The sequence below is a fragment of the Streptomyces sp. NPDC031466 genome (assembly GCF_055581265.1).
Map to the genome: position 1 here is coordinate 308,993 of NZ_JBVIJT010000008.1, position 22,698 is coordinate 331,690.

Annotated in this window: 22 protein-coding genes and 7 tRNA genes; 17 read left to right on the top strand and 12 right to left on the bottom strand. The window is 73.0% G+C overall.

Annotation, left to right across the window (positions count from 1 at the left end):
* Positions 1–124 precede the first annotated feature (124 nt).
* The 3 genes from cobT (at position 125) to ACZ5GP_RS21705 (ending at position 5,275) form a co-directional block, all read left to right on the top strand.
* Entirely contained in the window at positions 125–2,944 is a 2,820-nt protein-coding gene (cobT, locus tag ACZ5GP_RS21695; protein WP_468752543.1) for a nicotinate-nucleotide--dimethylbenzimidazole phosphoribosyltransferase, read from the top strand.
* Positions 2,945–3,125: 181 nt separating this feature from the next.
* Positions 3,126–4,358, top strand: coding sequence for a uroporphyrinogen-III C-methyltransferase (gene cobA / locus ACZ5GP_RS21700; protein WP_468752395.1), 1,233 nt, complete (start codon positions 3,126–3,128; stop codon positions 4,356–4,358).
* Between the two features lie 98 nt (positions 4,359–4,456).
* Positions 4,457–5,275, top strand: coding sequence for a TrmH family RNA methyltransferase (locus ACZ5GP_RS21705; RefSeq protein ID WP_468752396.1), 819 nt, complete (start codon positions 4,457–4,459; stop codon positions 5,273–5,275).
* Between the two features lie 30 nt (positions 5,276–5,305).
* Here the strand turns inward: ACZ5GP_RS21705 and ACZ5GP_RS21710 are convergent, their stop codons facing one another.
* Positions 5,306–6,646: a serine/threonine-protein kinase gene (locus ACZ5GP_RS21710; RefSeq protein WP_468752544.1), complete on the bottom strand. Its 1,341-nt coding sequence runs from the start codon at positions 6,644–6,646 to the stop codon at positions 5,306–5,308.
* Positions 6,647–6,842: 196 nt separating this feature from the next.
* Here ACZ5GP_RS21710 and ACZ5GP_RS21715 point away from each other — a divergent pair, with 196 nt between their 5' ends.
* The 4 genes from ACZ5GP_RS21715 to ACZ5GP_RS21730 all read left to right on the top strand — a co-directional run bounded on the left by ACZ5GP_RS21715 (position 6,843) and on the right by ACZ5GP_RS21730 (position 9,230).
* On the top strand, positions 6,843–7,109 hold the full coding sequence (locus tag ACZ5GP_RS21715) for a hypothetical protein (protein ID WP_468752397.1): 267 nt from the start codon (positions 6,843–6,845) through the stop codon (positions 7,107–7,109).
* A 198-nt stretch (positions 7,110–7,307) separates the two neighbouring features.
* Positions 7,308–7,511: a hypothetical protein gene (locus ACZ5GP_RS21720; RefSeq protein WP_468752398.1), complete on the top strand. Its 204-nt coding sequence runs from the start codon at positions 7,308–7,310 to the stop codon at positions 7,509–7,511.
* Between the two features lie 388 nt (positions 7,512–7,899).
* Positions 7,900–8,820 carry a phosphotransferase family protein gene (locus tag ACZ5GP_RS21725; protein WP_468752399.1) on the top strand — a complete coding sequence of 307 codons (921 nt, stop codon included), beginning with the start codon at positions 7,900–7,902 and terminating at the stop codon, positions 8,818–8,820.
* A 119-nt stretch (positions 8,821–8,939) separates the two neighbouring features.
* A complete protein-coding gene (locus ACZ5GP_RS21730) occupies positions 8,940–9,230 on the top strand; it encodes a TFIIB-type zinc ribbon-containing protein (RefSeq protein ID WP_361078675.1) in 291 nt (96 codons plus the stop codon).
* Positions 9,231–9,285: 55 nt separating this feature from the next.
* Here ACZ5GP_RS21730 and ACZ5GP_RS21735 read toward each other — a convergent pair.
* The 5 genes from ACZ5GP_RS21735 to ACZ5GP_RS21755 form a co-directional block, all read right to left on the bottom strand.
* Positions 9,286–9,360: transfer RNA gene (locus ACZ5GP_RS21735), tRNA-Val, on the bottom strand.
* Positions 9,361–9,389: 29 nt separating this feature from the next.
* A tRNA-Val gene (locus ACZ5GP_RS21740) sits at positions 9,390–9,461 on the bottom strand.
* 50 nt (positions 9,462–9,511) lie between these two features.
* Positions 9,512–9,583: transfer RNA gene (locus ACZ5GP_RS21745), tRNA-Val, on the bottom strand.
* A gap of 1 nt (position 9,584) precedes the next feature.
* Positions 9,585–9,658: transfer RNA gene (locus ACZ5GP_RS21750), tRNA-Cys, on the bottom strand.
* Between the two features lie 40 nt (positions 9,659–9,698).
* Positions 9,699–9,771: transfer RNA gene (locus ACZ5GP_RS21755), tRNA-Gly, on the bottom strand.
* Positions 9,772–9,958: 187 nt separating this feature from the next.
* Here ACZ5GP_RS21755 and ACZ5GP_RS21760 point away from each other — a divergent pair.
* From ACZ5GP_RS21760 to ACZ5GP_RS21770, 3 genes are read left to right on the top strand one after another with little or no spacing between them, the layout of a single operon-like run.
* On the top strand, positions 9,959–10,978 hold the full coding sequence (locus ACZ5GP_RS21760; RefSeq protein WP_468752545.1) for a chorismate-binding protein: 1,020 nt from the start codon (positions 9,959–9,961) through the stop codon (positions 10,976–10,978).
* 2 nt (positions 10,979–10,980) lie between these two features.
* The gene (locus tag ACZ5GP_RS21765) at positions 10,981–11,802 is read left to right on the top strand and encodes an aminotransferase class IV (protein WP_468752400.1); all 822 of its coding nucleotides are present in this window, start codon (positions 10,981–10,983) and stop codon (positions 11,800–11,802) included.
* Positions 11,803–11,828: 26 nt separating this feature from the next.
* Positions 11,829–12,653, top strand: coding sequence for a GNAT family N-acetyltransferase (locus ACZ5GP_RS21770; protein ID WP_468752401.1), 825 nt, complete (start codon positions 11,829–11,831; stop codon positions 12,651–12,653).
* A 59-nt stretch (positions 12,654–12,712) separates the two neighbouring features.
* On the opposite strand, the gene ACZ5GP_RS21775 is transcribed toward ACZ5GP_RS21770, so the two are convergent.
* Entirely contained in the window at positions 12,713–13,240 is a 528-nt protein-coding gene (locus tag ACZ5GP_RS21775; protein WP_468752402.1) for a DsbA family protein, read from the bottom strand.
* A gap of 204 nt (positions 13,241–13,444) precedes the next feature.
* Between ACZ5GP_RS21775 and ACZ5GP_RS21780 the strand changes: the two genes are divergently transcribed.
* Both ACZ5GP_RS21780 and ACZ5GP_RS21785 read left to right on the top strand, forming a co-directional pair.
* Positions 13,445–13,891 (top strand): hypothetical protein, encoded by a 447-nt coding sequence (locus ACZ5GP_RS21780; RefSeq protein WP_468752403.1) that lies wholly within the window; start codon positions 13,445–13,447, stop codon positions 13,889–13,891.
* Between the two features lie 290 nt (positions 13,892–14,181).
* On the top strand, positions 14,182–14,403 hold the full coding sequence (locus tag ACZ5GP_RS21785; RefSeq protein ID WP_358590646.1) for a hypothetical protein: 222 nt from the start codon (positions 14,182–14,184) through the stop codon (positions 14,401–14,403).
* A 56-nt stretch (positions 14,404–14,459) separates the two neighbouring features.
* Here ACZ5GP_RS21785 and ACZ5GP_RS21790 read toward each other — a convergent pair whose 3' ends face one another.
* Positions 14,460–15,017, bottom strand: coding sequence for a CGNR zinc finger domain-containing protein (locus ACZ5GP_RS21790; protein WP_468752404.1), 558 nt, complete (start codon positions 15,015–15,017; stop codon positions 14,460–14,462).
* A gap of 246 nt (positions 15,018–15,263) precedes the next feature.
* Entirely contained in the window at positions 15,264–15,677 is a 414-nt protein-coding gene (locus ACZ5GP_RS21795) for an SsgA family sporulation/cell division regulator (protein WP_003959770.1), read from the bottom strand.
* Positions 15,678–15,868: 191 nt separating this feature from the next.
* On the opposite strand from ACZ5GP_RS21795, the gene ACZ5GP_RS21800 reads away from it, so the two are divergent.
* Both ACZ5GP_RS21800 and ACZ5GP_RS21805 read left to right on the top strand, forming a co-directional pair.
* Entirely contained in the window at positions 15,869–16,303 is a 435-nt protein-coding gene (locus ACZ5GP_RS21800) for a TIGR02611 family protein (RefSeq protein ID WP_468752405.1), read from the top strand.
* Positions 16,304–16,367: 64 nt separating this feature from the next.
* A tRNA-Val gene (locus tag ACZ5GP_RS21805) sits at positions 16,368–16,439 on the top strand.
* A gap of 139 nt (positions 16,440–16,578) precedes the next feature.
* Here the strand turns inward: ACZ5GP_RS21805 and ACZ5GP_RS21810 are convergent.
* Positions 16,579–19,104, bottom strand: coding sequence for an SCO7613 C-terminal domain-containing membrane protein (locus ACZ5GP_RS21810; RefSeq protein WP_468752406.1), 2,526 nt, complete (start codon positions 19,102–19,104; stop codon positions 16,579–16,581).
* A 93-nt stretch (positions 19,105–19,197) separates the two neighbouring features.
* Between ACZ5GP_RS21810 and ACZ5GP_RS21815 the strand changes: the two genes are divergently transcribed.
* Positions 19,198–19,644, top strand: a complete 447-nt coding sequence (locus ACZ5GP_RS21815) for an SRPBCC family protein (RefSeq protein ID WP_468752407.1) — start codon at positions 19,198–19,200, stop codon at positions 19,642–19,644.
* Positions 19,645–19,683: 39 nt separating this feature from the next.
* Positions 19,684–19,758, top strand: a tRNA-Val gene (locus ACZ5GP_RS21820).
* 97 nt (positions 19,759–19,855) lie between these two features.
* Here the strand turns inward: ACZ5GP_RS21820 and ACZ5GP_RS21825 are convergent.
* Positions 19,856–20,137: a hypothetical protein gene (locus ACZ5GP_RS21825; RefSeq protein ID WP_468752408.1), complete on the bottom strand. Its 282-nt coding sequence runs from the start codon at positions 20,135–20,137 to the stop codon at positions 19,856–19,858.
* Between the two features lie 253 nt (positions 20,138–20,390).
* Between ACZ5GP_RS21825 and ACZ5GP_RS21830 the strand changes: the two genes are divergently transcribed.
* Positions 20,391–21,791 (top strand): hypothetical protein, encoded by a 1,401-nt coding sequence (locus tag ACZ5GP_RS21830; RefSeq protein WP_468752409.1) that lies wholly within the window; start codon positions 20,391–20,393, stop codon positions 21,789–21,791.
* A 74-nt stretch (positions 21,792–21,865) separates the two neighbouring features.
* Here the strand turns inward: ACZ5GP_RS21830 and ACZ5GP_RS21835 are convergent, their stop codons facing one another.
* Positions 21,866–22,591, bottom strand: a complete 726-nt coding sequence (locus tag ACZ5GP_RS21835; RefSeq protein WP_468752410.1) for an exonuclease domain-containing protein — start codon at positions 22,589–22,591, stop codon at positions 21,866–21,868.
* Positions 22,592–22,698 lie beyond the last annotated feature (107 nt).

Here is a 22,698-nt window from a genome sequence, read left to right on the forward strand (position 1 = left end):
TCCCGACGCGCAGACCGGTGCCGACTTCAGCGCCGATCTCGCTGTCGGGTCCGACGCCGTGCCCGGCGGCTTCCCCGAGCAGGCACCCGCGGTGGAGCAGGGGCAGCCGGTGTTCGCCGAGGCGATGCCCGCCGCGGTGAACCAGCCCGCGTTCGGCGTCGCCGCCCAGGCCGGTCCCGACGCGCAGACCGGTGCCGACTTCAGCGCCGATCTCGCTGTCGGGTCCGACGCCGTGCCCGGCGGCTTCCCCGAGCAGGCACCCGCGGTGGACCAAGAGCAGCCGGTGTTCGCCGAGGCGATGCCCGCCGCCGTGAACGAGCCCGCGTTCGCCGTCGCCTCCGCCCAGCCGTGGGGCACCGCGCAGGCCGGGCAGGCCGATGTCGTCCCCGGCACCGCCCAGGGCGCGTACGCCGCGGCCGTCGCCGCCCAGGGCCACGCGCCGAACGGCGTGCTCCCGGCCGAGGCCCGGCACGCCGCACCCGGCCAGTACCACCCCGAACAGCAGAGCCCGCAGGGCGCCGACGCGCCGGAGTACGCGCCGCTCCCCGACGAGCAGGGCGGGGCCCCCGAGCCCACGCCCATCGGTCGGTTCGTGCCGGTCGAGGGTTCCGTGCCGACCACCCCGCACCTCGCGCCGACGCCGCCGCGCCCCCTGGTCATCCCGCAGGACGACCCGGCGGCCGGCCCGGAGGCCGAGCAGCTCGCCGTCCAGCAGCCCGCCGACGCCCCGGCCGAGCCCACGGAGCCCGAAGGCGCCGCCCCCATGCCCGCCCCGCGCGACGGCGCCGAGCCCATGGCGGTGGACGCCGGGCAGGCCGCCGAAGCCGCGCCGTCTCTCCCGGAGGCGCCGGTCGCGGCCGCGCCGTCCGTGGATTCCCCTGTACCTCCGGTGGTGGCCCCGGCCGAGTTCCCGGCCGCCCCCGGAACGGCCGACCCGGCCGACGAGTTGGACGAGGCCGACGAAGTCATCTCGTTCGAACCGATCGAAGCGAACGAAGTGACCGACGTGGCCGAAGCACCTGGAATGGCCGAAGTGGCCGAAGCACCCGCGATGACCGAAGCGCCTGAAGCGCCCGAGACGGTGGAGGGCCCCGAGTTCCTCGCGGCCGACGACGTCCCGGAGGCGGCGCAGGTACCGACCGCCGCGTCCCCGGGCCTCCTCGTCATCGACGAGGACCCCGCGGAGGCGGCCGCGTCCCTGACCTCCCCGGGCACCGCGGCGCCGGGCTACGCCGACGCCGAGCGCGAGGCCGTGCTGCGCGTCATGCGCGAGCGCCGCGACATCCGCAACGGCTTCCGCCGCGACCCCATCCCGCACGAGGTGCTGCTGCGCGTCCTGGAAGCGGCCCACACGGCACCGTCCGTCGGCCACTCCCAGCCCTGGGACTTCGTCGTCATCAAGTCCGCCGAGACCCGGCGCACCATGCACGAACTGGCCCAGCGCCAGCGCGACGCGTACGCCAAGTCCCTCCCCAAGGGCCGCGCGAAGCAGTTCAAGGAACTGAAGATCGAGGCCATCCTCGACACCCCGGTGAACATCGTCGTCACCGCCGACCCCACCCGCGGCGGCCGCCACACCCTCGGCCGGCACACCCAGCCGCAGATGGCCCCCTACTCCTCGGCGCTCGCCGTCGAGAACCTCTGGCTCGCCGCCCGCGCCGAGGGCCTCGGCGTCGGCTGGGTCAGCTTCTTCGACGAGCGCGAGATGGTCCGTGCCCTCGGCCTGCCCGAGCACCTCGAAGTCGTCGCCTACCTCTGCGTGGGATACGTCGACGAGTTCCCGGACGAGCCCGAGCTGATGCAGGCCGGCTGGTCCAAGCGGCGCCCGCTGTCCTGGGTCGTCCACGAGGAGACGTACGGCCGCCGTGCGCTGCCCGGCGAGGACCCGCACGACCTGCTCGCGGAGACCGTCACCAACATCCGCCCGCTGGACGCCAAGGCGCTCGGCGAGGCGTGGGAACGCCAGAAGCGGATGACCAAGCCGCCGGGCGCCCTCGGCATGCTGGAGATCATCTCCGCCCAGCTCTCCGGACTGTCCCGGATGTGCCCGCCGCCGATCCCGGAGCCCGCGGCCGTCGCGATCTTCGCGGGTGACCACGGCGTGCACGCCCAGGGCGTCACCGCCTGGCCGCAGGAGGTGACCGCGCAGATGGTCGCCAACTTCCTCGGCGGCGGCGCGGTCTGCAACGCTTTCGCCAACCAGGTGGGCGCCGAGGTCTGCGTCATCGACGTGGGCGTGGCGAGCGAACTGCCGGCCACGCCGGGCCTGCTGCCCCGCAAGGTCCGCGCGGGCACCGCCGACATGACGACCGGGCCCGCCCTGACCCGCGAAGAGGTCAAGGCGGCCATCGAGGTCGGCGTCGAGACGGCCCGCGACCTCGTGGCGGCGGGCAATAAGGCGCTCCTCACCGGCGAGATGGGCATCGCGAACACCACCGCGTCCGCGGCGCTGATCTCCGTCTACACCGACGTGGACCCCGCCGAGGTCACCGGCCGGGGCACCGGCATCAACGACGAGATGCACGCCCGCAAGGTCGAGGTGGTCCGGCGCGCCCTGGAGCTGCACCAGCCCGACCCGGCCGACCCGATCGGCGTCCTCGCGGCGGTCGGCGGCCTGGAGCACGCCGCCATGGTGGGCCTCCTCCTGGGCGGCGCGTCCCTGCGTACGCCGGTGATCCTGGACGGTGTGAGCGCCGGCGCGGCCGCCCTGGTCGCCCGCGCCATCGCCCCCGAGGTCCTCGCGGCCTGCATCGCGGGCCACCGCAGCGCCGAGCCCGGCCATGTCGCGGCCCTCAACAAGCTGGGCCTGCGCCCGCTGGTCGACCTGGACCTGCGTCTCGGCGAGGGCACGGGCGCGCTGCTCGCCCTGCCGATCGTCCAGAGCGCCGCCCGCGCGATGCACGAGGTGGCCACGTTCGACTCGGCGGGCGTCACCGAGAAGTAGCCGAGCCGGGGCGAGCCCCACGCGGCGGAGCCGCACGGTGTCACAGCCGCGGTGGGGCGGGGCTCGGGGGAGAGCCCCGCCCCGCCCCCGCCATACTGAACCCGCACGTCAACGCAGCCGCTCCACCGCCGCAGCGGCCCGCACCTCTCAAGACTCCGCCCGTACGAGGAGCCGCACAGCCATGGCCGAACACCCCGCCTACCCCGTAGGCCTCCGCCTCGAAGGCCGCCGCGTCGTCGTCCTCGGCGGCGGCCAGGTCGCCCAGCGTCGACTGCCCGCCCTGATCAAGGCAGGCGCCGACGTCCTCCTCGTATCCCCCTCGGCGACCCCCTCGGTGGAGGCGATGGCCGACGCGGGCGAGATCACCTGGACCCGGCGGCGCTACGAGGACGGCGACCTCCAAGGCGCCTGGTACGCCCTGATCGCCACCAGCGACGACGACGCCAACACCCGCGCGTCGGTGGAGGCGGAGGCGCACCGCGTCTGGTGCGTACGGTCCGACGACGCGGAGGCGGCCACCGCCTGGACCCCGGCCACCGGCCGCTCCGAGGGCGTCACCGTCGCCGTGCTCAGCAGCGACGTGCAGGACCGCGACCCGCGCCGCACCGCCGCCATCCGCGACGCGGTCGTGGAGGGCCTGCGCGACGGCAGCCTCGTCGCCCCGCACCTGCGCACCCGGACCCCGGGCGTCGCCCTGGTCGGCGGCGGCCCCGGCGACCCCGACCTGATCACCGTGCGCGGCCGCCGGCTGCTCGCGGCGGCGGACGTCGTCATCGCCGACCGGCTCGGCCCGCGCGACCTCCTGGACGAACTGCCGCCGCACGTCGAGGTCATCGACGCCGCGAAGATCCCCTACGGGCGCTTCATGGCCCAGGAGGCCATCAACAACGCCCTGATCGAGCACGCCAAGCAGGGCAAGGCCGTCGTCCGGCTGAAGGGCGGCGACCCCTACGTGTTCGGGCGGGGCATGGAGGAGGCGCAGGCCCTCGCCGAGGCGGGCATCGCCTGTACGGTCGTGCCGGGCATCTCCAGCTCGATCTCGGTCCCCTCCGCCGCGGGCATCCCGGTCACCCACCGGGGCGTCGCCCACGAGTTCACGGTGGTCAGCGGCCACGTGGCGCCCGACGACGAGCGCTCCCTGGTCGACTGGCCCGCCCTGGCCAGGCTGCGCGGCACGCTCGTGATCCTGATGGGCGTCGACAAGATCGGCAAGATCGCCGAGGCCCTCATCGCCCACGGCCGTACGGCGGACACCCCGCTGGCGCTGATCCAGGAGGGCACCACGGCCGCCCAGCGCCGGGTGGACGCCACGCTCGGCACGGTCGCCGAGGCGGTCCGCACCCACGAGGTGCGGCCCCCCGCGGTCATCGTCATCGGGGACGTCGTCCGGGTCGGCCCGGAAGCCCTGGCCTAGCCAGGCGAGGGGCCCTCGCCCGCCATCCGAGTAACCAGCGGTAACGGAACACGCTCCCGGCCGTTGGCACCCCACCCACGACAAGGCAGTATCACCCTGTGGCTGATCTCATCACCGTCGACGACCCCGACGACCCCCGCCTGCGTGACTACACGGGCCTGACCGACGTCGAGCTGCGCCGCAGGCGCGAACCGGCCGAGGGCCTGTTCATCGCGGAGGGCGAGAAGGTCATCAGACGGGCCAAGGACGCCGGTTACGAGATGCGCTCGATGCTGCTGTCGGCCAAGTGGGTCGACGTCATGCGGGACGTCATCGACGAACTCCCGGCACCCGTGTACGCGGTCAGCCCGGACCTCGCCGAGCGGGTCACCGGCTACCACGTGCACCGCGGCGCCCTGGCCTCGATGCAGCGCAAGCCGCTGCCCACGGCCGACGAACTCCTCGCGACCCACCGCCGGGTGGTCGTCATGGAAGCGGTGAACGATCACACGAACATCGGTGCGATCTTCCGGTCGGCGGCAGCCCTCGGCATGGACGCGGTGCTGCTCTCGCCGGACTGCGCGGACCCGCTCTACCGCCGCTCGGTGAAGGTGTCGATGGGCGCGGTCTTCTCGGTGCCGTACGCCCGCCTGGAGTCCTGGCCCAAGGGCCTGGAGGGCGTGCGCGAGGCCGGTTTCAGCCTGCTCGCCCTGACCCCGGACGAGAAGGCCAAGTCCCTGGACGAGGTGGCCCCGCACCGTATGGACCGCGTCGCGCTGATGCTCGGCGCGGAGGGCGACGGCCTCTCCACCCAGGCCCTGGTCGCGGCCGACGAGTGGGTCCGCATCCCGATGGCCCACGGCGTGGACTCGCTGAACGTGGGCGCGGCGGCGGCGGTCGCCTTCTACGCGGTGGCGACCGGACGCCCGCACCCCTGACGGGACGCCCGTAACTCCTGCGGGCCCCCGTCAGGTGCCGGGCGTCCGTCCCGGCTCGGCCGGGCCGCTCTGCCATGTCGTCCCCCGCTGCGGCACATCCACGTCGCCGAGACTCCGCGCGGGACCCTGACAGCCCTGCGCCGCCGCGATGCCCAGCGCCACCAGCAGGGTGACGACCACGAACACGAACAGCCGCTGGCGCAGCAACCGCGGATTGGCGGGCATCATCCTGCGCCCCGACCCGCTGGTGCGCGGCCCCTGCCTGCCGGTGCCGCTGCGCGGGGCCGGCCTGGCGCCGGAACGCGGCTGGTTCCGCGCGGCGGACGGCCGGGACCCGGTCCGTGAGACGCCGGGCCTGGACGCACCGGTCCGCGACGAACCGGTCCGGGAGGTGCCCGGCCGTGGCGCCGCGGGTCGCGGCGGGGGAGTGCCGCCGGGGGCGGGCCGCCGCTGGGTGCGCTGTTCGGCGTAGCGCTCGGCGAGCCGTCCCGTCGGCCGGTCGTGGTCCTGACGCTGCGCCGGGGGCCGTACGTCGCCGAGGCCCTGTGCCTCTCGGGCGGCGATCTCCTTGAGGCGCAGCGACAGTTGCAGCGTGCTCGGCCGCTCCTCGGGGTCCTTGGCGAGGCAGGCGCGGATCAGCGGTGCCAGGGAATCCGGCACGCCGTGCAGCTGCGCCTCCTCGTGCACCACCCGGTAGAGCATGACCTCGGAACTGCCCTGCCCGAAGGGTGAGTCGGCCATGCCCGCGTACGCGAGGGTCGCGCCGAGCGCGAAGACGTCGGTGGCGGGTGTGACGGCGGCGCCCCGCACCTGCTCGGGGGCGAGGAAACCGGGCGAGCCCACGGCCGTCCCCACATGCGTGAGCGTCGAGGCGCCGGTGGCCCACGCGATGCCGAAGTCGATGATCCGGGGCCCCTTGGGGGACAGCAGGATGTTCGACGGCTTCAGGTCGCGGTGGACGACGCCCGCCTCGTGCACGGCGACGAGCCCCTCGGCGAGGGCCGAGCCGACCACGGCCACGTCGGCCGCGGCGAGCGGCCCCTCGGCGGCGACCTTGTCGTGCAGCGAGGGGCCGGGGACGTACTGCGTGGCGAACCACGGCCGGTCCGCGTCGAGGTCGGCGGCGACGAGCCGCGCCGTGCAGCCGCCGCGAATGCGCCGGGCGGCGGAGACCTCGCGGGCGAACCGCGACCGGAACTCCTGATCCTCCGCCAGGTCCGGCCGGATCACCTTCAACGCGACGCGCTGGCCCCGCCGGTCGGAGCCCAGATAGACGACACCCATGCCGCCGGCGCCCAGGCGCCTGTGCAGCCTGAACGAGCCGACGACACGCGGGTCCTCGCGCCGGAGCCGCATCATCGCCATGTCCATCCCCGCTACCCGGTCCGTCTGACGAGCCACAGCTTACGTTTCCACGGGCGGGCACGTGCAGAGGCCGCGCCCTCGCGAGGCGATCGATTGTCAGTGCCGGGTGGGAAAATCGAGGAGTGGTCAGGGAGCGGGGCGCAACGGGCCGTTGGCACCGGCCCCGACTCCAACCAGCCAGCACCGAAGGGGGATTGATCCCGTGAAGGGTGACCGCGTGGAGATAGTCGTGGACGCGGGGGACACGACGAAGACGTACGAGGTGGTGGCGAGCCGGGCGGGCCGACGGGTGGAGACGGCGGTGCGCAGAGGAGTGGTGGAAGTGAGCGAAGTCACCCGTACCGGCTCGGTGGTGCGTACCGCCAGGTTCATGGCGACCCGCGTCCTGGCCCTCGTCGAGCAGCCCGTCCCCAGGGAGGACGACTCCGAGACCCCGGCCCGCCCCCTCCGGGAAGACCCTGAGACCTAGGTCTCCGTCTCCACCCAGGGGAGTACACACGCGGAGGCCGCTCATCCTCCGGGAGGCCGACCAATCGGTACGAGGGCATGACGCCAGGGGGTGTTCCCACACCTAAATTTGAGGTCAAGCGGCGAGTGCAGCACTCGTCCCCCGAGGTCAGCCACTCGCCGCTGCAGATCCACATCGGAAACGGTCAGGAGAGGAACCATGGCGGACACGGCACCGCGGACCATGATCCGCACGCAAGGACGCAGGTTCTCCGCGTTCGGCACCCGCCCGTCCGGCACGCGCCACCCGCTGGTGGCGACGGCCTTGGTCCTCCCGCTGGCAGCCCTGCTCGTGGTCGTCTTCGGCGGCTGGGAAGCAGTGGTCACACAAGCGTCGTCCGTAGGCGTGATGCTGGGGCGCTGAGCGGCGCCCCGGGCCCGGAAGAGCGGTCCGGGCGGGGACATCCGGCCAGGAAACCCCGTGGGGACGGGGGTGCGGCGGACGGCACAGATGCCCGCGCAGCTGGGGAGCTGCGCGGGCATCACCACGCCCACGAGCCCATCGGACGAACCGCCCCGGGCAGCCGCCCATGGACCGCCCGACCCGCCCCCACGCCGTCCCCGACGGTCATCGGGGTCCGTCCGTCCAGCGAGTCCGGCCGTCCGCTCGTTCTCCTGCCCGCCCGGACGCGGCCCCTGATCACACCAGCGGAGTGCCGGGCGTGTCCGCCCTGCCCGCCCCCGCAGGAGGCCCCCGCCCCGCACTGCGTACGCTTCGGCCGGTAAGCCCGCCCACGTACCCCGGGGGACCCGTGACCACCCTCCTCCCCGCACTGACCGCAACGGCCCGTCGCGCGGCTCACCCGCGCGCGGGCCGCTGCCTCTGCGGTGAAGGCGAAGGGGGCGGTGCCGTGCTCGCGGACCGTCCTGACGCCACCGTCGTGCGCCACGGCGACATCGTCGCGAAGGCCCACGCCGAGGAGACGGAACCAAAAGACCTGGCGGTACGCCTCGCCGTGGCCGAGCGGCTCCCGGACGTCCTCTTGCCGCCCCTGTCCGCCGTGCCCACCGCGCTCCACGGCCGCCTGGTCACCTGCTGGCCCCACGGCACCCCCGTGGACCGCGACGACCCGGACGCGGCACCTTGGGAGGCCGCCGCCACCCTCCTGGCGAGGTTGCACCGCACCGACCCGGCGGGCCTCCCGCGCCCGCTGCCCGCCATGCGGGGCCCGGCCAAGGCGGCCCGCGCCGTCGGACGGCTCCGTGCGGCCGGTCCGCACCACGGCGCGCCCCCGGTCCTGCGGGCCTGGCGGGCCCTCCCGGCCTGGGCCCGCGACGAGGCCCCCGCTCCGGGCCCGCCGCGCCTGTGCCACGGCGACCTCCACCTCGGCCAGCTCGTGCGCACCCCGGACGGCACCTGGCTGCTGATCGACGTGGACGATCTCGGCGCGGGCGACCCCGCTTGGGACCTGGCCCGCCCCGCCGCCTGGTACGCGTGCGGACTGCTCGCCCCGCAGGAGTGGACCCGCTTCCTGGACGCCTACCGCGCGGCCGGCGGCCCGGCCGTCCCGGCCGACGGCGCCGACCCCTGGCCGGCCCTCGACGTCCCGGCCCGCGCGCTGACCGTGCAGACGGCCGCCCTCGCGATCGCCAAGGCCGTCGCCGCCGACCGCCCCCTGGACGAGGTCGAGCAGGCCTTGATCGACGCCTGCGGCCGGATGGCCCCGGCCTGAGCCGGGGGCCCGCCCTCCCGCCCGAGTCGGCCGGGGACCCGACGAAGTAGGGTGCGACGCACCGAAGCCGGGCAGAGATCCGGCGAAGCAGTCACCACCGGCGAGGAGTTGAGCCGTCCATGCAGTGCCCCAAGTGTCACGCACCGATGCACACGTACAACCGCAATGGCGTCCAGATCGAGCAGTGCAGCGGCTGTCGCGGCATCTTCCTGGACTACGGCGAGCTGGAGTCCCTGACCCGCCTGGAGGCCCAGTGGGGCGGTCAGCAGGCCCCGCCGCCGCCCGCGCCCCCGCAGGCCTACCCGGCCGCACCGGCCCCCGCCTGGGGCGCCCCGCACGGCGGCCACAGCGGTCACTACGGCCACGGCAAGCGCCACCAGAGCTTCGGGCACATGCTCTTCTCCTCCTGAGAAGCCCCGGAACGACGAAGCCCCCGGCCGTGGAGACGGCCGGGGGCTTCGGGGGTGGTGCGCGATACTGGGATTGAACCAGTGACCTCTTCCGTGTCAGGGAAGCGCTCTCCCGCTGAGCTAATCGCGCGGGTCAACCTGCGTGTGCTGCGTACTGCGTGCGCGATACTGGGATTGAACCAGTGACCTCTTCCGTGTCAGGGAAGCGCTCTCCCGCTGAGCTAATCGCGCGGGTTCGACCTTCAGGGGCACACCGTCGAGACGGTCTCCGTGAAGATCAGTGGACGATACTGGGATTGAACCAGTGACCTCTTCCGTGTCAGGGAAGCGCTCTCCCGCTGAGCTAATCGTCCTTGGAGGTGGAGACGGGATTTGAACCCGTGTAGACGGCTTTGCAGGCCGTTGCCTCGCCTCTCGGCCACTCCACCAGGAGTGCGGGGTATCGGGAAGATCCCCCACGTTCCTGCGAGCGGACGACCAGGTTCGAACTGGCGACCTCAACCTTGGCAAGGTTGCGCTCTACCAACTGAGCTACGTCCGCTTGTCTTTCCCGGTCCGCTTGCGCGTCCCGGCGACGTGTTGAACTCTAGCGGATTCCCGGGCCAGTACAAAAACGCGTTTGCGCAGCGTGCTGCGCTGTCGCCGGTCCGGGGCGCCGCCAGGACGCCGGTCATAGACTCGCAGCCGTGCACAACCCCCCTCTGACGTCCTCACCGGCGCTCCCTCCCATGGCGCGGTTCGGCGGCCGCGTGGCCACCGGCCTGCGCGACGTGACCAGCGACCCTTCGGCCCTGGAGTCCACCGGCTTCTGGGCGGTGTCCGCGGATTTCGAGGGAGGTCTGGTCTGTGCCCGCTTCGACGACGTACGCGAAGAGGCCGTGCCCGCTCCCGTGCCGGGGAGGTGGCGGGGCCCCGCGAGCGGCGACTGGACGTCCTCCCTCGACCGCGCCGCGTACACGGAGGGCGTACGAAGGGTGCGCGCGTACATCGCGAAGGGCGAGGTCTATCAGGCGAACCTCTGCCGAATTCTGTCCGCGCCCGTCCCGCCCGACGCCGACGTGGACGCCCTGACGGCCCTCCTCGCGCGCGGGAACCCCGCCCCCTACGCAGGAACGATTCGCCTGCCCGCGCACGGCGTGGAGGCGGCCACCGCCTCCCCGGAGCTCTACCTGCGCCGCGAGGGCCGCGTCGTGGAGTCCGGCCCCATCAAGGGCACCGGGCGCACGGAGGCGGACCTCCTGGACAAGGACTACGCCGAGAACGTCATGATCGTGGACCTCGTCCGCAACGACCTGGGGCGCGTCTGCGCGACCGGCTCGGTGACGGTCCCCGACCTGTGCGCGGTGGAGAAACACCCCGGCCTCGTCCACCTCGTCTCCACCGTCCACGGCGAGCTGCGCCCGGGCGCCGGCTGGCCGGAACTGTTCGCGGCGACCTTCCCGCCCGGCTCCGTCACCGGCGCCCCCAAGTCCAGCGCCCTGCGGATCATCGACGAGCTGGAGACGGCGCCCCGGGGCCCGTACTGCGGCGGCATCGGCTGGGTGGACGCCGACCGGGGCACCGGAGAGCTGGCCGTCGGCATCCGGACCTTCTGGATCGACCGGGCCGAGGGAATGCTGCGCTTCGGCACGGGAGCGGGCATCACCTGGGGCTCGGACCCCGAGGGGGAGTGGCGGGAGACCGAGCTGAAGGCCGCGCGGCTGCTGGCGGTAGCGTCGGGGGCGTACGAAGCGAGCGGAGGAACCTGAACGTGAAGATATGGCTCAACGGCGGGCTGCGGGACATCGACTCCGCGCGGGTCTCCGTGCTCGACCACGGCCTCACGGTGGGCGACGGCGTCTTCGAGACGGTGAAGTCCGTCGAGGGCAGGCCCTTCGCCCTCACCCGCCACCTGGACCGGCTCGCCGGCTCCGCGCGGGGCCTCGGGCTGCCGGAGCCCGACCTCGACGAGGCGCGCCGCGCCTGCGTCGCCGTCCTGGAGGCCAACCCGCTGCCCCTGGGACGCCTGCGGATCACCTACACCGGGGGCCTGTCGCCGCTCGGCTCGGACCGCGGCGACCAGGGCACCACACTGATCGTGGCCCTCGGCGAGGCCACGCGGCGCCCCGACGCCACCGCCGTGATCACCGTCCCCTGGACCCGCAACGAACGCGGCGCCCTGACCGGCCTGAAGACCACTTCATACGCCGAGAACGTCGTCGCCCTCGCCCGCGCCCACGACAAGGGCGCCTCGGAGGCGCTGTTCCCGAACACCGTCGGGCAGCTCTGCGAAGGCACCGGCTCCAACGTCTTCGTCGTGCTCGACGGCGAGATCCTCACCCCGCCGGTCGCCTCCGGCTGCCTCGCGGGCATCACGCGCGCCCTGGCCGTCGAATGGACGGGCGCCCGCGAGAGCGACCTGCCGATGGACGTCCTGGAGCGCGCCGACGAGGTCTTCCTGACCTCGACGCTGCGCGACGTCCAGGGTGTGCACCGTATCGACGGGCGCCAGCTGTCCGCCGCCCCGGGCCCGGTGACCACCAAGGCGATGCGGACATTCGACGAGCGGGCCGGCGCCGATCTGGATCCCTGAGCCGCGGGGCGGGTAGAACCTGTGGGATGACGACCACCTTGCGGCCGAGCGGGCCGCTTCAGCGCAGCGCCGACGGCGGCAGGGCGCGCACGTACGACGTCTGTGTGAACAGCCGCCCCGTCGGCTCCATAGCGCTCGCCACCGACGAGGTCTTCGGCCCGGCCGTGTGCCGCGCGCGCGACCTGCGGATCGCCGGGCCGGACCGCCGCCGCGGGCGCGGCACCGTGGCCGCGCTCGCCGCGGAGGAGGTCGCGCGGGGCTGGGGCTGCGAGCGCATCGAGGTCGACGTGCCCGCGGAGGCGGCCGAGGCGCTGCGCCTCGTGCGGGCACTCGGCTACGTGGAGCGCAACCGCCGCATGGCGAAGCCGGTGCCGGCCGAGCCCGCCGCGCTGCCGCCGGGCGTCACGGGGCGGCCGATGACCCAGGACGAGTACGAGGTGTGGCTGGCGCGGGCCAAACGGCAGTACGCGCAGTCCTGGATCAAGCGCGGTGTGCCCGAGGCCCAGGCCCACGCCAAGTCCGAGGCCGACCACGCCAAGGGCCTGCCCCAGGGGCTCGCCACCCCCGGCGTCCTGCTGAGCGTGCTCACACGGGACGCCGCCACGGTCGGTCACCTGTGGCTCAGGATCGGCGACGACGACGCGTTCGTCTTCGACGTCGAGGTGGACGAGCCCCACCGGGGACGCGGGCACGGCCGCTCCCTGATGCTCCTGGCCGAGGCGCAGACCCGAGCGGCGGACCGCGACCGCATCGCCCTCAACGTCTTCGCGGGCAACACCCCGGCCCTGCGCCTGTACGACTCCCTCGGCTACGAGCCGGTCACGCACTGCCTCTACAAGCCGTTGCTCTAGACCGCCTCACGGCCGGACCGCCTCACGGCCGGACCGTCTCGTGGTGAGCCGCCTCGTGGTCAGGCGCCTTCGGCCGCCAGGAGACGGTCGGTGATCTCCTCGACGCGCTCCCGCAGCCTCTCCTGGCTCTTGCCGCCGTCCAGGCGCTCGCCGCCGATGACGTACGTCGGTGTGCCGGTGACGCCGATGGCCTTGCCCTCGGCCTGGTCGGCGTCGACGATCAGGATGTGTCGGCCGTCGACCAGGGCGGTGTCGAACTCCTCCGCGTCCAGGCCCAGTTCCCGGGCGGTGTCCACGAGGAAGGGCTCACCCCTGCGGTCGAGATCCTCGACCCCGGCGAGCACCGCCTCGACGTACGGCCAGCCCTTGCCCTGCTCGAAGGCCTCCTCCGCGGCCTGGGCGGCGGCGAAGGAGTGCTTGTGCTTCTCCAGGGGGAAGTGGCGCAGGCGCAGCTCGACGCGGTCGCCGTAGCGGGCGCGCAGGGCGCGCACGTCGTCCAGGGCGGTGCGGCAGTCGGGGCACTGGAGCTCGCACCAGACGTCGAGGACGACGGGGTGGGCAGGGTGGTGGGCAGGGGAGTCGCTCATGGGCACAGTCTTCCAGCCGCCGGGGCGACCTCCCAACCGGGACCAGAGGACGCCGACCGGCACCTGGGGAGGAGCCGGGACCCCGAGATGACCCGGATATGTCCCTGAGGTCCGCCATGGGCGTGGCTCCGCGGCCCCCGCACGGTGCAGGATGGAGAGGAGGACAGGGCCTTTCGGCCGACGCCCGTATTCCTGGAGGACCGGATGATTGCCGAGACCGTTTGTTCCGCCGTCTCCGCGGCCGGGCTCGGTATCGCCGCGGTCACGGCCTACCGCAGGCGTTTCCTCGCCGCGGCCCGTCTCGCCGCGTACTCCCTGGTGCCCATAGGACTCGTGCTGACCGGCGTCGTCGGATGGGCGGCGGACACCGCGTTCAGCCTCAAGGCGTGGGTCGGCTTCGGTGTGCTCGGCGCGGCCTGGCTGATGTTCCTAGGGACGCGCGCGGTGGAGCGCCGTAGGGGCGGCACCCGCGAGGAGCGCAAGGCCGCCAAGGCTGCCCGGCGCGAGGCGGTGGCTCCCGCCGCGTCGGCGCCCTCGCTCGGCCAGGGCGCCCGCCCGACCGCCGCGAAGCCCGCCGCCAGGCCGAAGGCGGCCGCGCCCGCGGAGGACTTCAGCGACATCGAGGCGATCCTCAAGAAGCACGGCATCTGAGGGCTCCGGCCACCCGCTCACCGGAGGCCCGCGCGGCGCTCGGGGGCGCGGGCCCCCCCGCGTAGTCCTTGCCGCGCACGCCGTGCCGCGCGCTCCCCGCCGGGCACGGCCGCTCCCTCGTTCGAGTGTGGCCCGAGCCGCCGGGTGGCGCGCGGGTGAACGGCCGTGGGCCAGGGGCGGAACGCACCGGGCACGGGACTTTCGCCTGTTCACGGGTTCCGGCGAACTCCCCTCCCGCCCGGGCGTGTTGGTCGGCGGGCACCGGCCGCCTGCGTCATCATCACGACGAGATGCTTGACACCCCCACACAGGGCGATGCCGCACCGCCGGACGACGGACGGCGAGCGGCCCCGGACCCGACGCGACGACCTGCCGACGCAGAGCGGCACGCCACCGACGAAGAACCGCGAGGCTGCCTCTTCGCCCTCTCCCAGCCGCCACTGATGATCTTCCTGACGGTGGTCGGCATGCTGATCCTGCTGGCGTCGCTGCACGACCTGCTGTTGCTCTAGCCCCGGGCGCTCCGCCGGTCGCTGTGCTCCCGGCCGCGGGTGCTCGCGGCAGCGGGCTAGCCCGCCGCTTCCTTGCGGCGGGCGCGGTAGGCCGCCACGTGCAGCCGGTTGCCGCAGGTGCGGCTGTCGCAGTAGCGGCGCGAGCGATTGCGGGAGAGGTCGACGAACGCGCGGCGGCAGTCCGGCGCCTCGCAGCGCCGCAGCCGCTCCTGTTCCCCGGCGACCACGAAGAAGGCCAGGGCCATCCCGCCGTCGGCGGCCAGGTGGTCCGCGATGGACGCCCCCGGCGCGAAGTAGTGGATGTGCCAGTCGTGACCGTCGTGGTCGGTGAGCCGGGGAGTGGTGCCCGCCGCCGCGACGAGTTCGTTGATGATCGTGGAGGCGGTCCGCGGCTCGGGGTTCGCGAAGACCTCCGCGAAGCGGGCACGGACCCGGCGCACCCCTTGGAGGTCACGCTCCGAGAGCGCCCCCACGTCGCTCACCTTGTGGCTTCGTGCGAAGTCGCCGAGCGCCGCCACGTCCGCGAGTGCGTCGGCGCCGGCCTCCTCCGGTGCGGTGTTCACCAGATCGACCACGGCGTCGAGGGAACACCGGGTGTCGTGGGTGATCAGCACGATTCGCTCCCTGGCCTGGGGAAGGGCGGGGGTTCCCCCGCTCATGGAGAGCCGGGGAACGGTGTCCGCGGATGCTGGCCGATGCTAGCGGCTTCCCCCTGGCACGCACCGGCGCCGTCGCCGCGGGGGTTCCGCGGCGACGGCGCCGGTGCCTGCTGCCTGTTCGCCTTGTGTCGTCGTGTCGTGGCTGTGTGCGCCGTCGCCCCGAGTCGGACGGCGCGAGGAGATCTCGACGCCTGCGCGCCGCTAACTTTCGGCCAGGATGTGTGACAGCTCCGTGTCGAGATCGAAGTGGCGGTGTTCCGTGCCGGGGGGCACGGCCGCGTCGGTTCGCTTCAGGAAGGATTCCAGGGCCCGCGCCGGGGCCTCGAGCAGGGCCTCGCCCTCCGGGGAGCTCAGGGCGATGCAGACGACGCCCTGACCGTGGCTCCGGGACGGCCAGACTCGGACGTCGCCGGTACCGGTGGGCCGGTGCAGGCCCTCGGCGAGGAGGTCGCGGGCGAACACCCACTCGACCGTCTCCTCGGCTCCGGTGTGGAAGGTGGCGTGCACGGCGTAGGGATCGGCCGTGTCATACCGCAGTCCTGCGGGTACAGGCAGTGAGGACTCGCTCGACACAACGAGGCGCAGGTGCAGCTCGCAGCTGACCGTGGTGTTCATAAGCGCCAGGGCCTTTCGCTCAGTGTGCGCTCGGGGATTCGCACGTCGGCGAAATCGACATGCCACCTACGGTGGCGTTGTAAACCCCTCTGAGGGTTTTGGGTGTCTTTAGGTAGCTCGTTTGGCGGGTTCTCTCTCCCATCCATGCGTCCATTCCGGTGACGGGTTTCCGTCCGGTAGGGTTTGGCCGTATGAATACGGGGAGTAACGAACCCGGGGAGGTCGCCGAAGCGGCCGCCGGGGCGGAGACCGAGCAGCCACTCGGATCGCGGGCGCCGCAGTACGTCCAGGCCCGCAGGATGCTGCACCTGAGCTGGCAGGTGGGTGTCTTCGTCGTGGGGCTCGCGGTCGTCGTCGCGGGCATCATCATGCTGCCGCTGCCCGGCCCGGGATGGCTGGTGATCTTCGGCGGCATGGCGATCTGGGCGACCGAGTTCGTCTGGGCCCAGCTGGTGCTGCGCTGGACGAAGCGCAAGGTCACGGAGGCCGCGCAGCGTGCTCTCGACCCCGAGGTGCGCCGCCGGAACATCATCTTGACGACCGTCGGCCTGGTCATCGTCGCGGTGCTGGTCGCCATCTACGTCTGGAAGTTCGGCATCACGATGCCGTGGAAGATCAAGGAGTGACCGGTGGTGGCTCCGAGGCGGTCGGAAGCACCCGCTGACATGCGGTAATGTTCTCTGTGCGCCCGGGCGATTAGCTCAGTGGGAGAGCGCTTCGTTCACACCGAAGAGGTCACTGGTTCGAACCCAGTATCGCCCACCCCGGATTGCGGCCCGGAGGCTTTCAGCCTCCGGGCCGCTGTCGTATTCCCGTGTCTTTCAAGGGAATTGACGGATCCACATACTCGCCCCGCCCGCCATGGCCGCCTGCCCGACCAGGTCGGGCGGGTGACGGCATTTCAGTTCATTCGGTGGAGCGCATTCCGGAACCGCCGCGCATCGCGCAGGCGTTGTTCATATGTCGCGCCGACGGCCAGGAGCAGCAGCCCCGCGAGCGCCGGCGGCAGCCAGCGGGGCAGAGCGCCCGCCACCTGCACGATGTACGGGGCCAGTTCGTGCAGGGCGTCCAGGGCGAGTACCAAGCCGCCGAGGACCAGCGGGGCCCGCAGCCGGTGCCGGGCGCCGGCCAGGGTCAGGGCGAGCGCCGCGCCGCCCAGGAGCAGCGGCCGCTGCCAGTACGGGTCCCCCCAGGCGGCGGCGAGGCTCGGCAGCAGCGTCGTGGCGAGGCCGGGCCCGTAGGCCGTCCAGGACGACGTGTCCGGTACGCGGCGCCGGTGCAGCAGTCCGAGGAGCAGCGCGGGGACCGTCACCGGCAGCGTGTACGCCTCCGGGGTCACCACCTCCCAGGAGGCGAGGCGGACCCAGCTCGCCAGGACGAACAGCGCCCCGGCCGCGTACGCCACGGGGCGGCGGTCCGGGCGGAGGGCGGTGCCCGCCGCGATGAGCCCGGCCAGCCCCAGGGCGAGTGCGAGCGTGGGGGCGTGGCCCGAGGTGAGGGCGACGGCGAGGGCCCCGAACGCGGCCGCCGTGATCTCGACCGGCGGCGCCAGCGGATGCCGGCCCAGACGGGCGGCGGCGAGCGCGGCGAGGACCGGCACGGTCAGGGCGGTCAACCCGATGTGCTCCACGCGCAGCCCTTGCGCGGCGCCGACCGCGCAGACGAACGCGGTGGCGTACGCGACGGCCGCGCAGGCCATCGGCGTGGCCGCGCCAGGTCGCGCTGCCGCCACGGCGTCGGCACCGACCGACGCACCGCCCCGCACGGCCTCCCGGCCGCAGGCGGCCAGGAACAGAGCGGTGAGCGCGCCGAGGGCGGCGAGGGTGGTCGCCTCGGTGGCCAGTGCGAGGAACGCGGCGCTCACGGAGGTCGCGAGCGCCAGGACCGATGCGGTCAGGGCCACCGCGCTGGACGCGGCCCGGACGGCGACGCCCAGCAGGACGGCGACCACCAGGACATCCGCCGAGACCCCCACGACGTACGGGAACCGCAGCGCGGCCGGCAGGGCGACGGCAGCGGCCCACCCCAGAACCCACACCCCGCACCAGGCGGCACGCCGAGCGCCGGCGGACAGGCGGTCGCCGCCGGCGGGCGTGGTGCGGGGGGCGCCGGTCGCGGGCGGCACCGGTCCGTCCGGCGTCGTGGCGGCGGGCCCGGCCGACGGCGGGACGAGGAGGCCCGCTGTCGTGAGCAGTGCCGCAGCGACCACCGCGAGCACCAAGGGGGCCAGGGTGGGGTGGGGCGGCGGAAGTGGGGTGAGCAGGGCGTCGCGGGCGTCCGCGGGGATGGCCGACCAGGCGTGGGTGGCCCGGCCGAGCGGAGCGAGCAGCGCCACCGCCGCGACGGGCAGCGCCCACAGCACCGCGAGGCCCTGGACCACGGCCGACGCCCCGGCGAGCCCCCGGTGCACGGCCGGCGGCGGCACGGCGCGGACGGCCGCCAACAGCGCGACGCCGCAGGCCAGATGGGCCGGGACGGTCCACGCCGCCGGCAAAACGGTCCGCAGCACTCCGCCGGAAGCGGCCACCACGAGCAGACCACCCGCGCCCGCCGCACCGACGGAGATCTCCGCGCCCTTCGCCCGCCACGCCGCCACCAGGGCGATCAGCGCGGCGAACAGCAGCAGGACGCCCGCGTGGGCCGCCGCCGTCGGATCCACCGCGCGAACGGACAGCCGACCGGCGCTCGCCGCACCCCAGAGCCCGAGCGCGCAGCCGGCGACGGCAGCGGCCACGCGCACCGACGTGACGGCCGCGGTCAGCGCGAGCACCGTGTCGAACGCCGCCGTCACGAGCAGTGCCGCCGTCATCGTGTGCTCACCGGCGTGCGCGGCCCCCGCCCAGAGGATCAGCGGGAGTTGGGCCGTGACCACCGCGGTCGGCACCGGCAGGCGCAGCTCGCCGAGCAGGCGGCCGTACACCGCCCACAGCGTGGCCAGCACCGCCGAGGCGCCCGCCGCGTAGGACAGCGTGTCCACTGCGGAGAAGGCCAGATGCCGCAGCGCGTACGTGTCGAGGACGGTCAGCGCGAGCCCCAGGCCCGCCACCGCCTCCGCCGTCGAGCGCAGCGAATGCCGCAGCAGCGCCACGGGAGCGCACAGCGCCGCCAGTGTCACCACCCCGAGGACCGCACCGCGCCCGCCGATGCCCAGGTGCCCCCAGCTCACCACCGTGAAGGCGAGCGCCGCGATGGTCAGCAGCACGCCGCCCAGCGTCAGCAGAATGTTCTGGACACTCGGCCCGGCGGCCCCGGGGACGGACGGCCCGGCCGGAGGAGGGGCGGTGGGCGACCCGGCGGGGTCCGCCGCGCGCAGGACGTCGAGGAGCCAGGCCCTGCGCCGCAGCAACTGTGCCCTGCGCGCCTCCAGTTGGCCCAGCTCCCAGTCGAGGAGGCGCAGCTCCTCGGCCGGTGGCGGAATGTTCGTCATGCCGAGGAGTGTGGTCCGCGCCACGCCGTGCCGTATCGGCGCGGATACTCAGGACGTACTCAGATCCGGCCCCAGGCGGGGCAGACTCCCCCCATGAACTGGTGCCACTACCGATTCCGCAGCCTCTGGGACCTGCCCGGAGCGCCCGCCGACGTCTTCGCCGTCCTGGAACGGGTCGAGGACTATCCGCTGTGGTGGCCGCAGGTGCGCGAGGTGACGTCCGCCGACGGCCGCAGCGGCGTCGCGCGCTTCCGCTCCTTCCTCCCGTACGACCTCCATGTCGCCGCACAGGAACGCCACCGCGACCCGGACGCGGGCGTCCTGGAGGTCGTCATGAGCGGCGACCTGGACGGCTGGGCGCGCTGGACGGTCACGCCGGGCCCGCTGGGGACCCGGGCCCGCTACGACCAGGAGGTCGAGGTGCGGCGCCCGCTGATGCGGCGCTTCGCCGTGCCCGGCCGGCCCGTGTTCCTGCTCAACCACGCCGTGATGATGAGGGCGGGGCGCAGGGGTCTCGCGGCACATCTGGCAGCGGTTTGAAGGAAAGGCGCCTGGACCTGTATTGTTCAGTGCGTTCCCGGGCGATTAGCTCAGTGGGAGAGCGCTTCGTTCACACCGAAGAGGTCACTGGTTCGAACCCAGTATCGCCCACCACAGGAAGTTCCCGGCACCTTCCAAGGGCCACCCGCAAGGGTGGCCCTTGCTGGTTCCCGGACCGTCTCGGCCCCTGGCAGGGGAGGCGCGATGACCGTCATTCACTCCTCTCCCGCCCGGAGTGACGCATGCTCCGGGCGATCGACATCGCCGCGGTGTCGGCGAGCACGGTCAGCGCCTCGGTGGCGTCCAGGACGGCTTGATCGAACTCGCTCTGGATGCGCCTGAGGTTCGCGACTTCACTCATCGCATGGGCCGCGGCCGATGCGACTCGTACACCGACCTCCTCTCCGCGCATGTCCTCGGCCGTGTCCGCCACGGTCGGCTGCACACGCCCGGGGACAGGCGGCGCATCGCGTCGCCGGATGATCTCGCCCATGGGCGAGACCTCCTTTCACTGTCGGAATTTCGCTGTCCGCCCAACCCATCCTGCGGGCGGCCGGGAGGAACGGGCGGCAGGGCATCGGCATGCGGTCCGATCTCGGGTTGGTCGGCGGCTGGTCGGGGACCGGCACACGGTTGGCACGCGGGCCGAGGGGGTGGGATCGGGTGTGACGTTCCGGCCCGCGCGGGGCGGTGACTGCGTTAGCCTCACTCCTCGTCGTCCGGGGACGCGCAGGGAGGGGTGCCGCATGTCCGGGGAGGACTTCGACGCCCAGGTGCTGGCCGAGCTGGAGCATCTGGCCGACAAGCAAGCGACGGTCAGGGAGATGCAAGGGTGCCCCGCACTCCTCAGTCGTTTGCCTTTCGGCATCGAGCGGACACTTCCGAGGAATACGCCCTTCGAGCGGGCGCGGGCTTTCCACCGCGTGCTCGTGCAGTTCTTCGATGACTCCTACACGCGGTACCGGGGCAATTGGGAGGACACACACGCGAGGGTGGTGCTTGCTGTCGGCGCGCTCATGGGCCTCGTGGCACGAGGGCCGAACGCGGCGACATGCGTTCCCAGCGACATGGGCAGAGCGGCCACCGGCAAGGCGACGCGCCAGGCGACCGCCGGCGACTGGATGCTTCCTCCCATCAAGGAGCGAGCTGTTCGCGGGAACACGAAGCGCTACCTCCAGGAGTTCCAACAGGCGCTGTACGAGTACCTCGGCGAGCTCGACCCGGCGCCCGAACAAGTGCCGGTCGCAGAGGTGCGGGCGGCGGACCCGGGGGAACGGCACAAGTCCACCTCGGCGATCCTCGCGATCGGGGTCGTGTTGGCGCTCGGTGCGGTGGGCGCGGGAGTGGCCGTGTCGCAGGGGTGGCGCCCCTTGGGAGAGGGCGAGAAGGACTCCGGCGCGAGCGACCGCGTCACCGGTCGAGGACAGAGCGAGGAGAACAGGGCCAGCGCGAACGCTCCGGTGAAGGTCGTCTCCGTGCAGCACCAGGACACCGGTGGTAACAGCTGGGTGTTCGAGGACGAGCGGACGTTCAGTCCGTCCGAACTGGAACCGGTCAGCGACCTGAGCAACTACGACGGGTATGTCGAGTGGTTCACCGACAAGGGCGCGGTGCCCGTCGAGAAACGCAGCGACCTCATCACGGTGGAGGGCAACTCGGAAGAACCGGTGGAGATCAACGGCCTGCACGTGGACAAGAAGTGCCGGGAGCCGCTGTCTCGTACGTTGTTCGATAATCCAAGCGCGGGCCAGACCACCACCATTCGTCTGACACTCGACCTCGACGAGCAAATTCCCCCACCCAAAGGCATCGAGTCCGACGGAAGCATCTCGGCCAACTACTTTGCTCGGCACACGATTTCCCTGAAACCCGGGGAACGGCAGAACATCGTCGTCGACGCGTCGTCCGGCAAGTACTACTGCGAGTACACCTTGAACTTCAAGATGACCGTGGGCGACAAGACGGTCACGCAGACCGTCAAGGACAACGGAGAGCCGTTCAAGGTGTCGGCCTATGTGGAGACCGACAACGAACACCGGTACGCCCCGTATGCGAAGGCGTACCTCGGCGGGGTCGCCAACCCCTGCGGCAAAGGGTTCAAGGAAATCAATACGCGGACCTACACGACGTCGCTCGACGACTGCTGACGGAACGGCTCGACCGGGTGGCTGCGGGAAAACTTCCGTTGTCCGCGCCACCCGTGCTTGCCGGCCGACGACGCTCAGGCGGCCGCCGGGAGTTCGGGACGTATCGGCCACGCCGGGTCCACGGCCTCGGGAGACCCGCTCTTGGCGAACCACGCCTGGAGACCACGCGCCTGCGCCGCGTGCCACACCGCCTGCAGCGTGTGCAGCTCGGCCGGCGAGAGCCGCTCCAGGCGAGCCGCGAAACGGCGCCCCACCGCTCGTACGACATCGAGGGCGGCCTGCGCGTCCGCCGCCGCGTCATGGGCCTCGGCCAGCTCCACCTCGTAGTGCGCGCACAGGTCGGTGAGCGTGCGCCGCCCCTTGCGGTAGCGGTCCAGCTGCTTGTCCAGGACCCGCGGATCGATCACGCACAGGGACGAGCCCTCCGTGTAGCGGGCGAGCGACGAGGCGCGGTGCCTGCGCAGCTCCCGGTCCAGGATCGTCAGGTCGAACGGCGCGTTCATCACGACGATCGGCCGCCCCGCCGCGCCCTGTTCGGCCAGATCGCGCGCTATCTCCTCCATCACCGGCGCGGGCCAGCGGCCGTTGCGCTGGAGATGATCCTCGGTCAGTCCGTGTACCGCGGTGGCCTGCTCGGGCACCGGAACGCCCGGGTTCACCAGCCAGCGGGTGATGCGCGGACGCGTACCCGCGCCCTGCTGGACGACGACGGCGGCCGACACGATCCGGTCGGTCTCGACGTCGACGCCCGTGGTCTCCGTGTCGAATGCGGCCAAGGGCCCCTCGTACCAGCACGTCATGGTGACGCAACTCCTCGATCAGGTCCGGCAGATGACGTCGGTCCCCTGCCACGCTGGTGATACCCGGGCCGTTTGCGCTGTACGCGGCCCGGAGACAACAGAGGTAC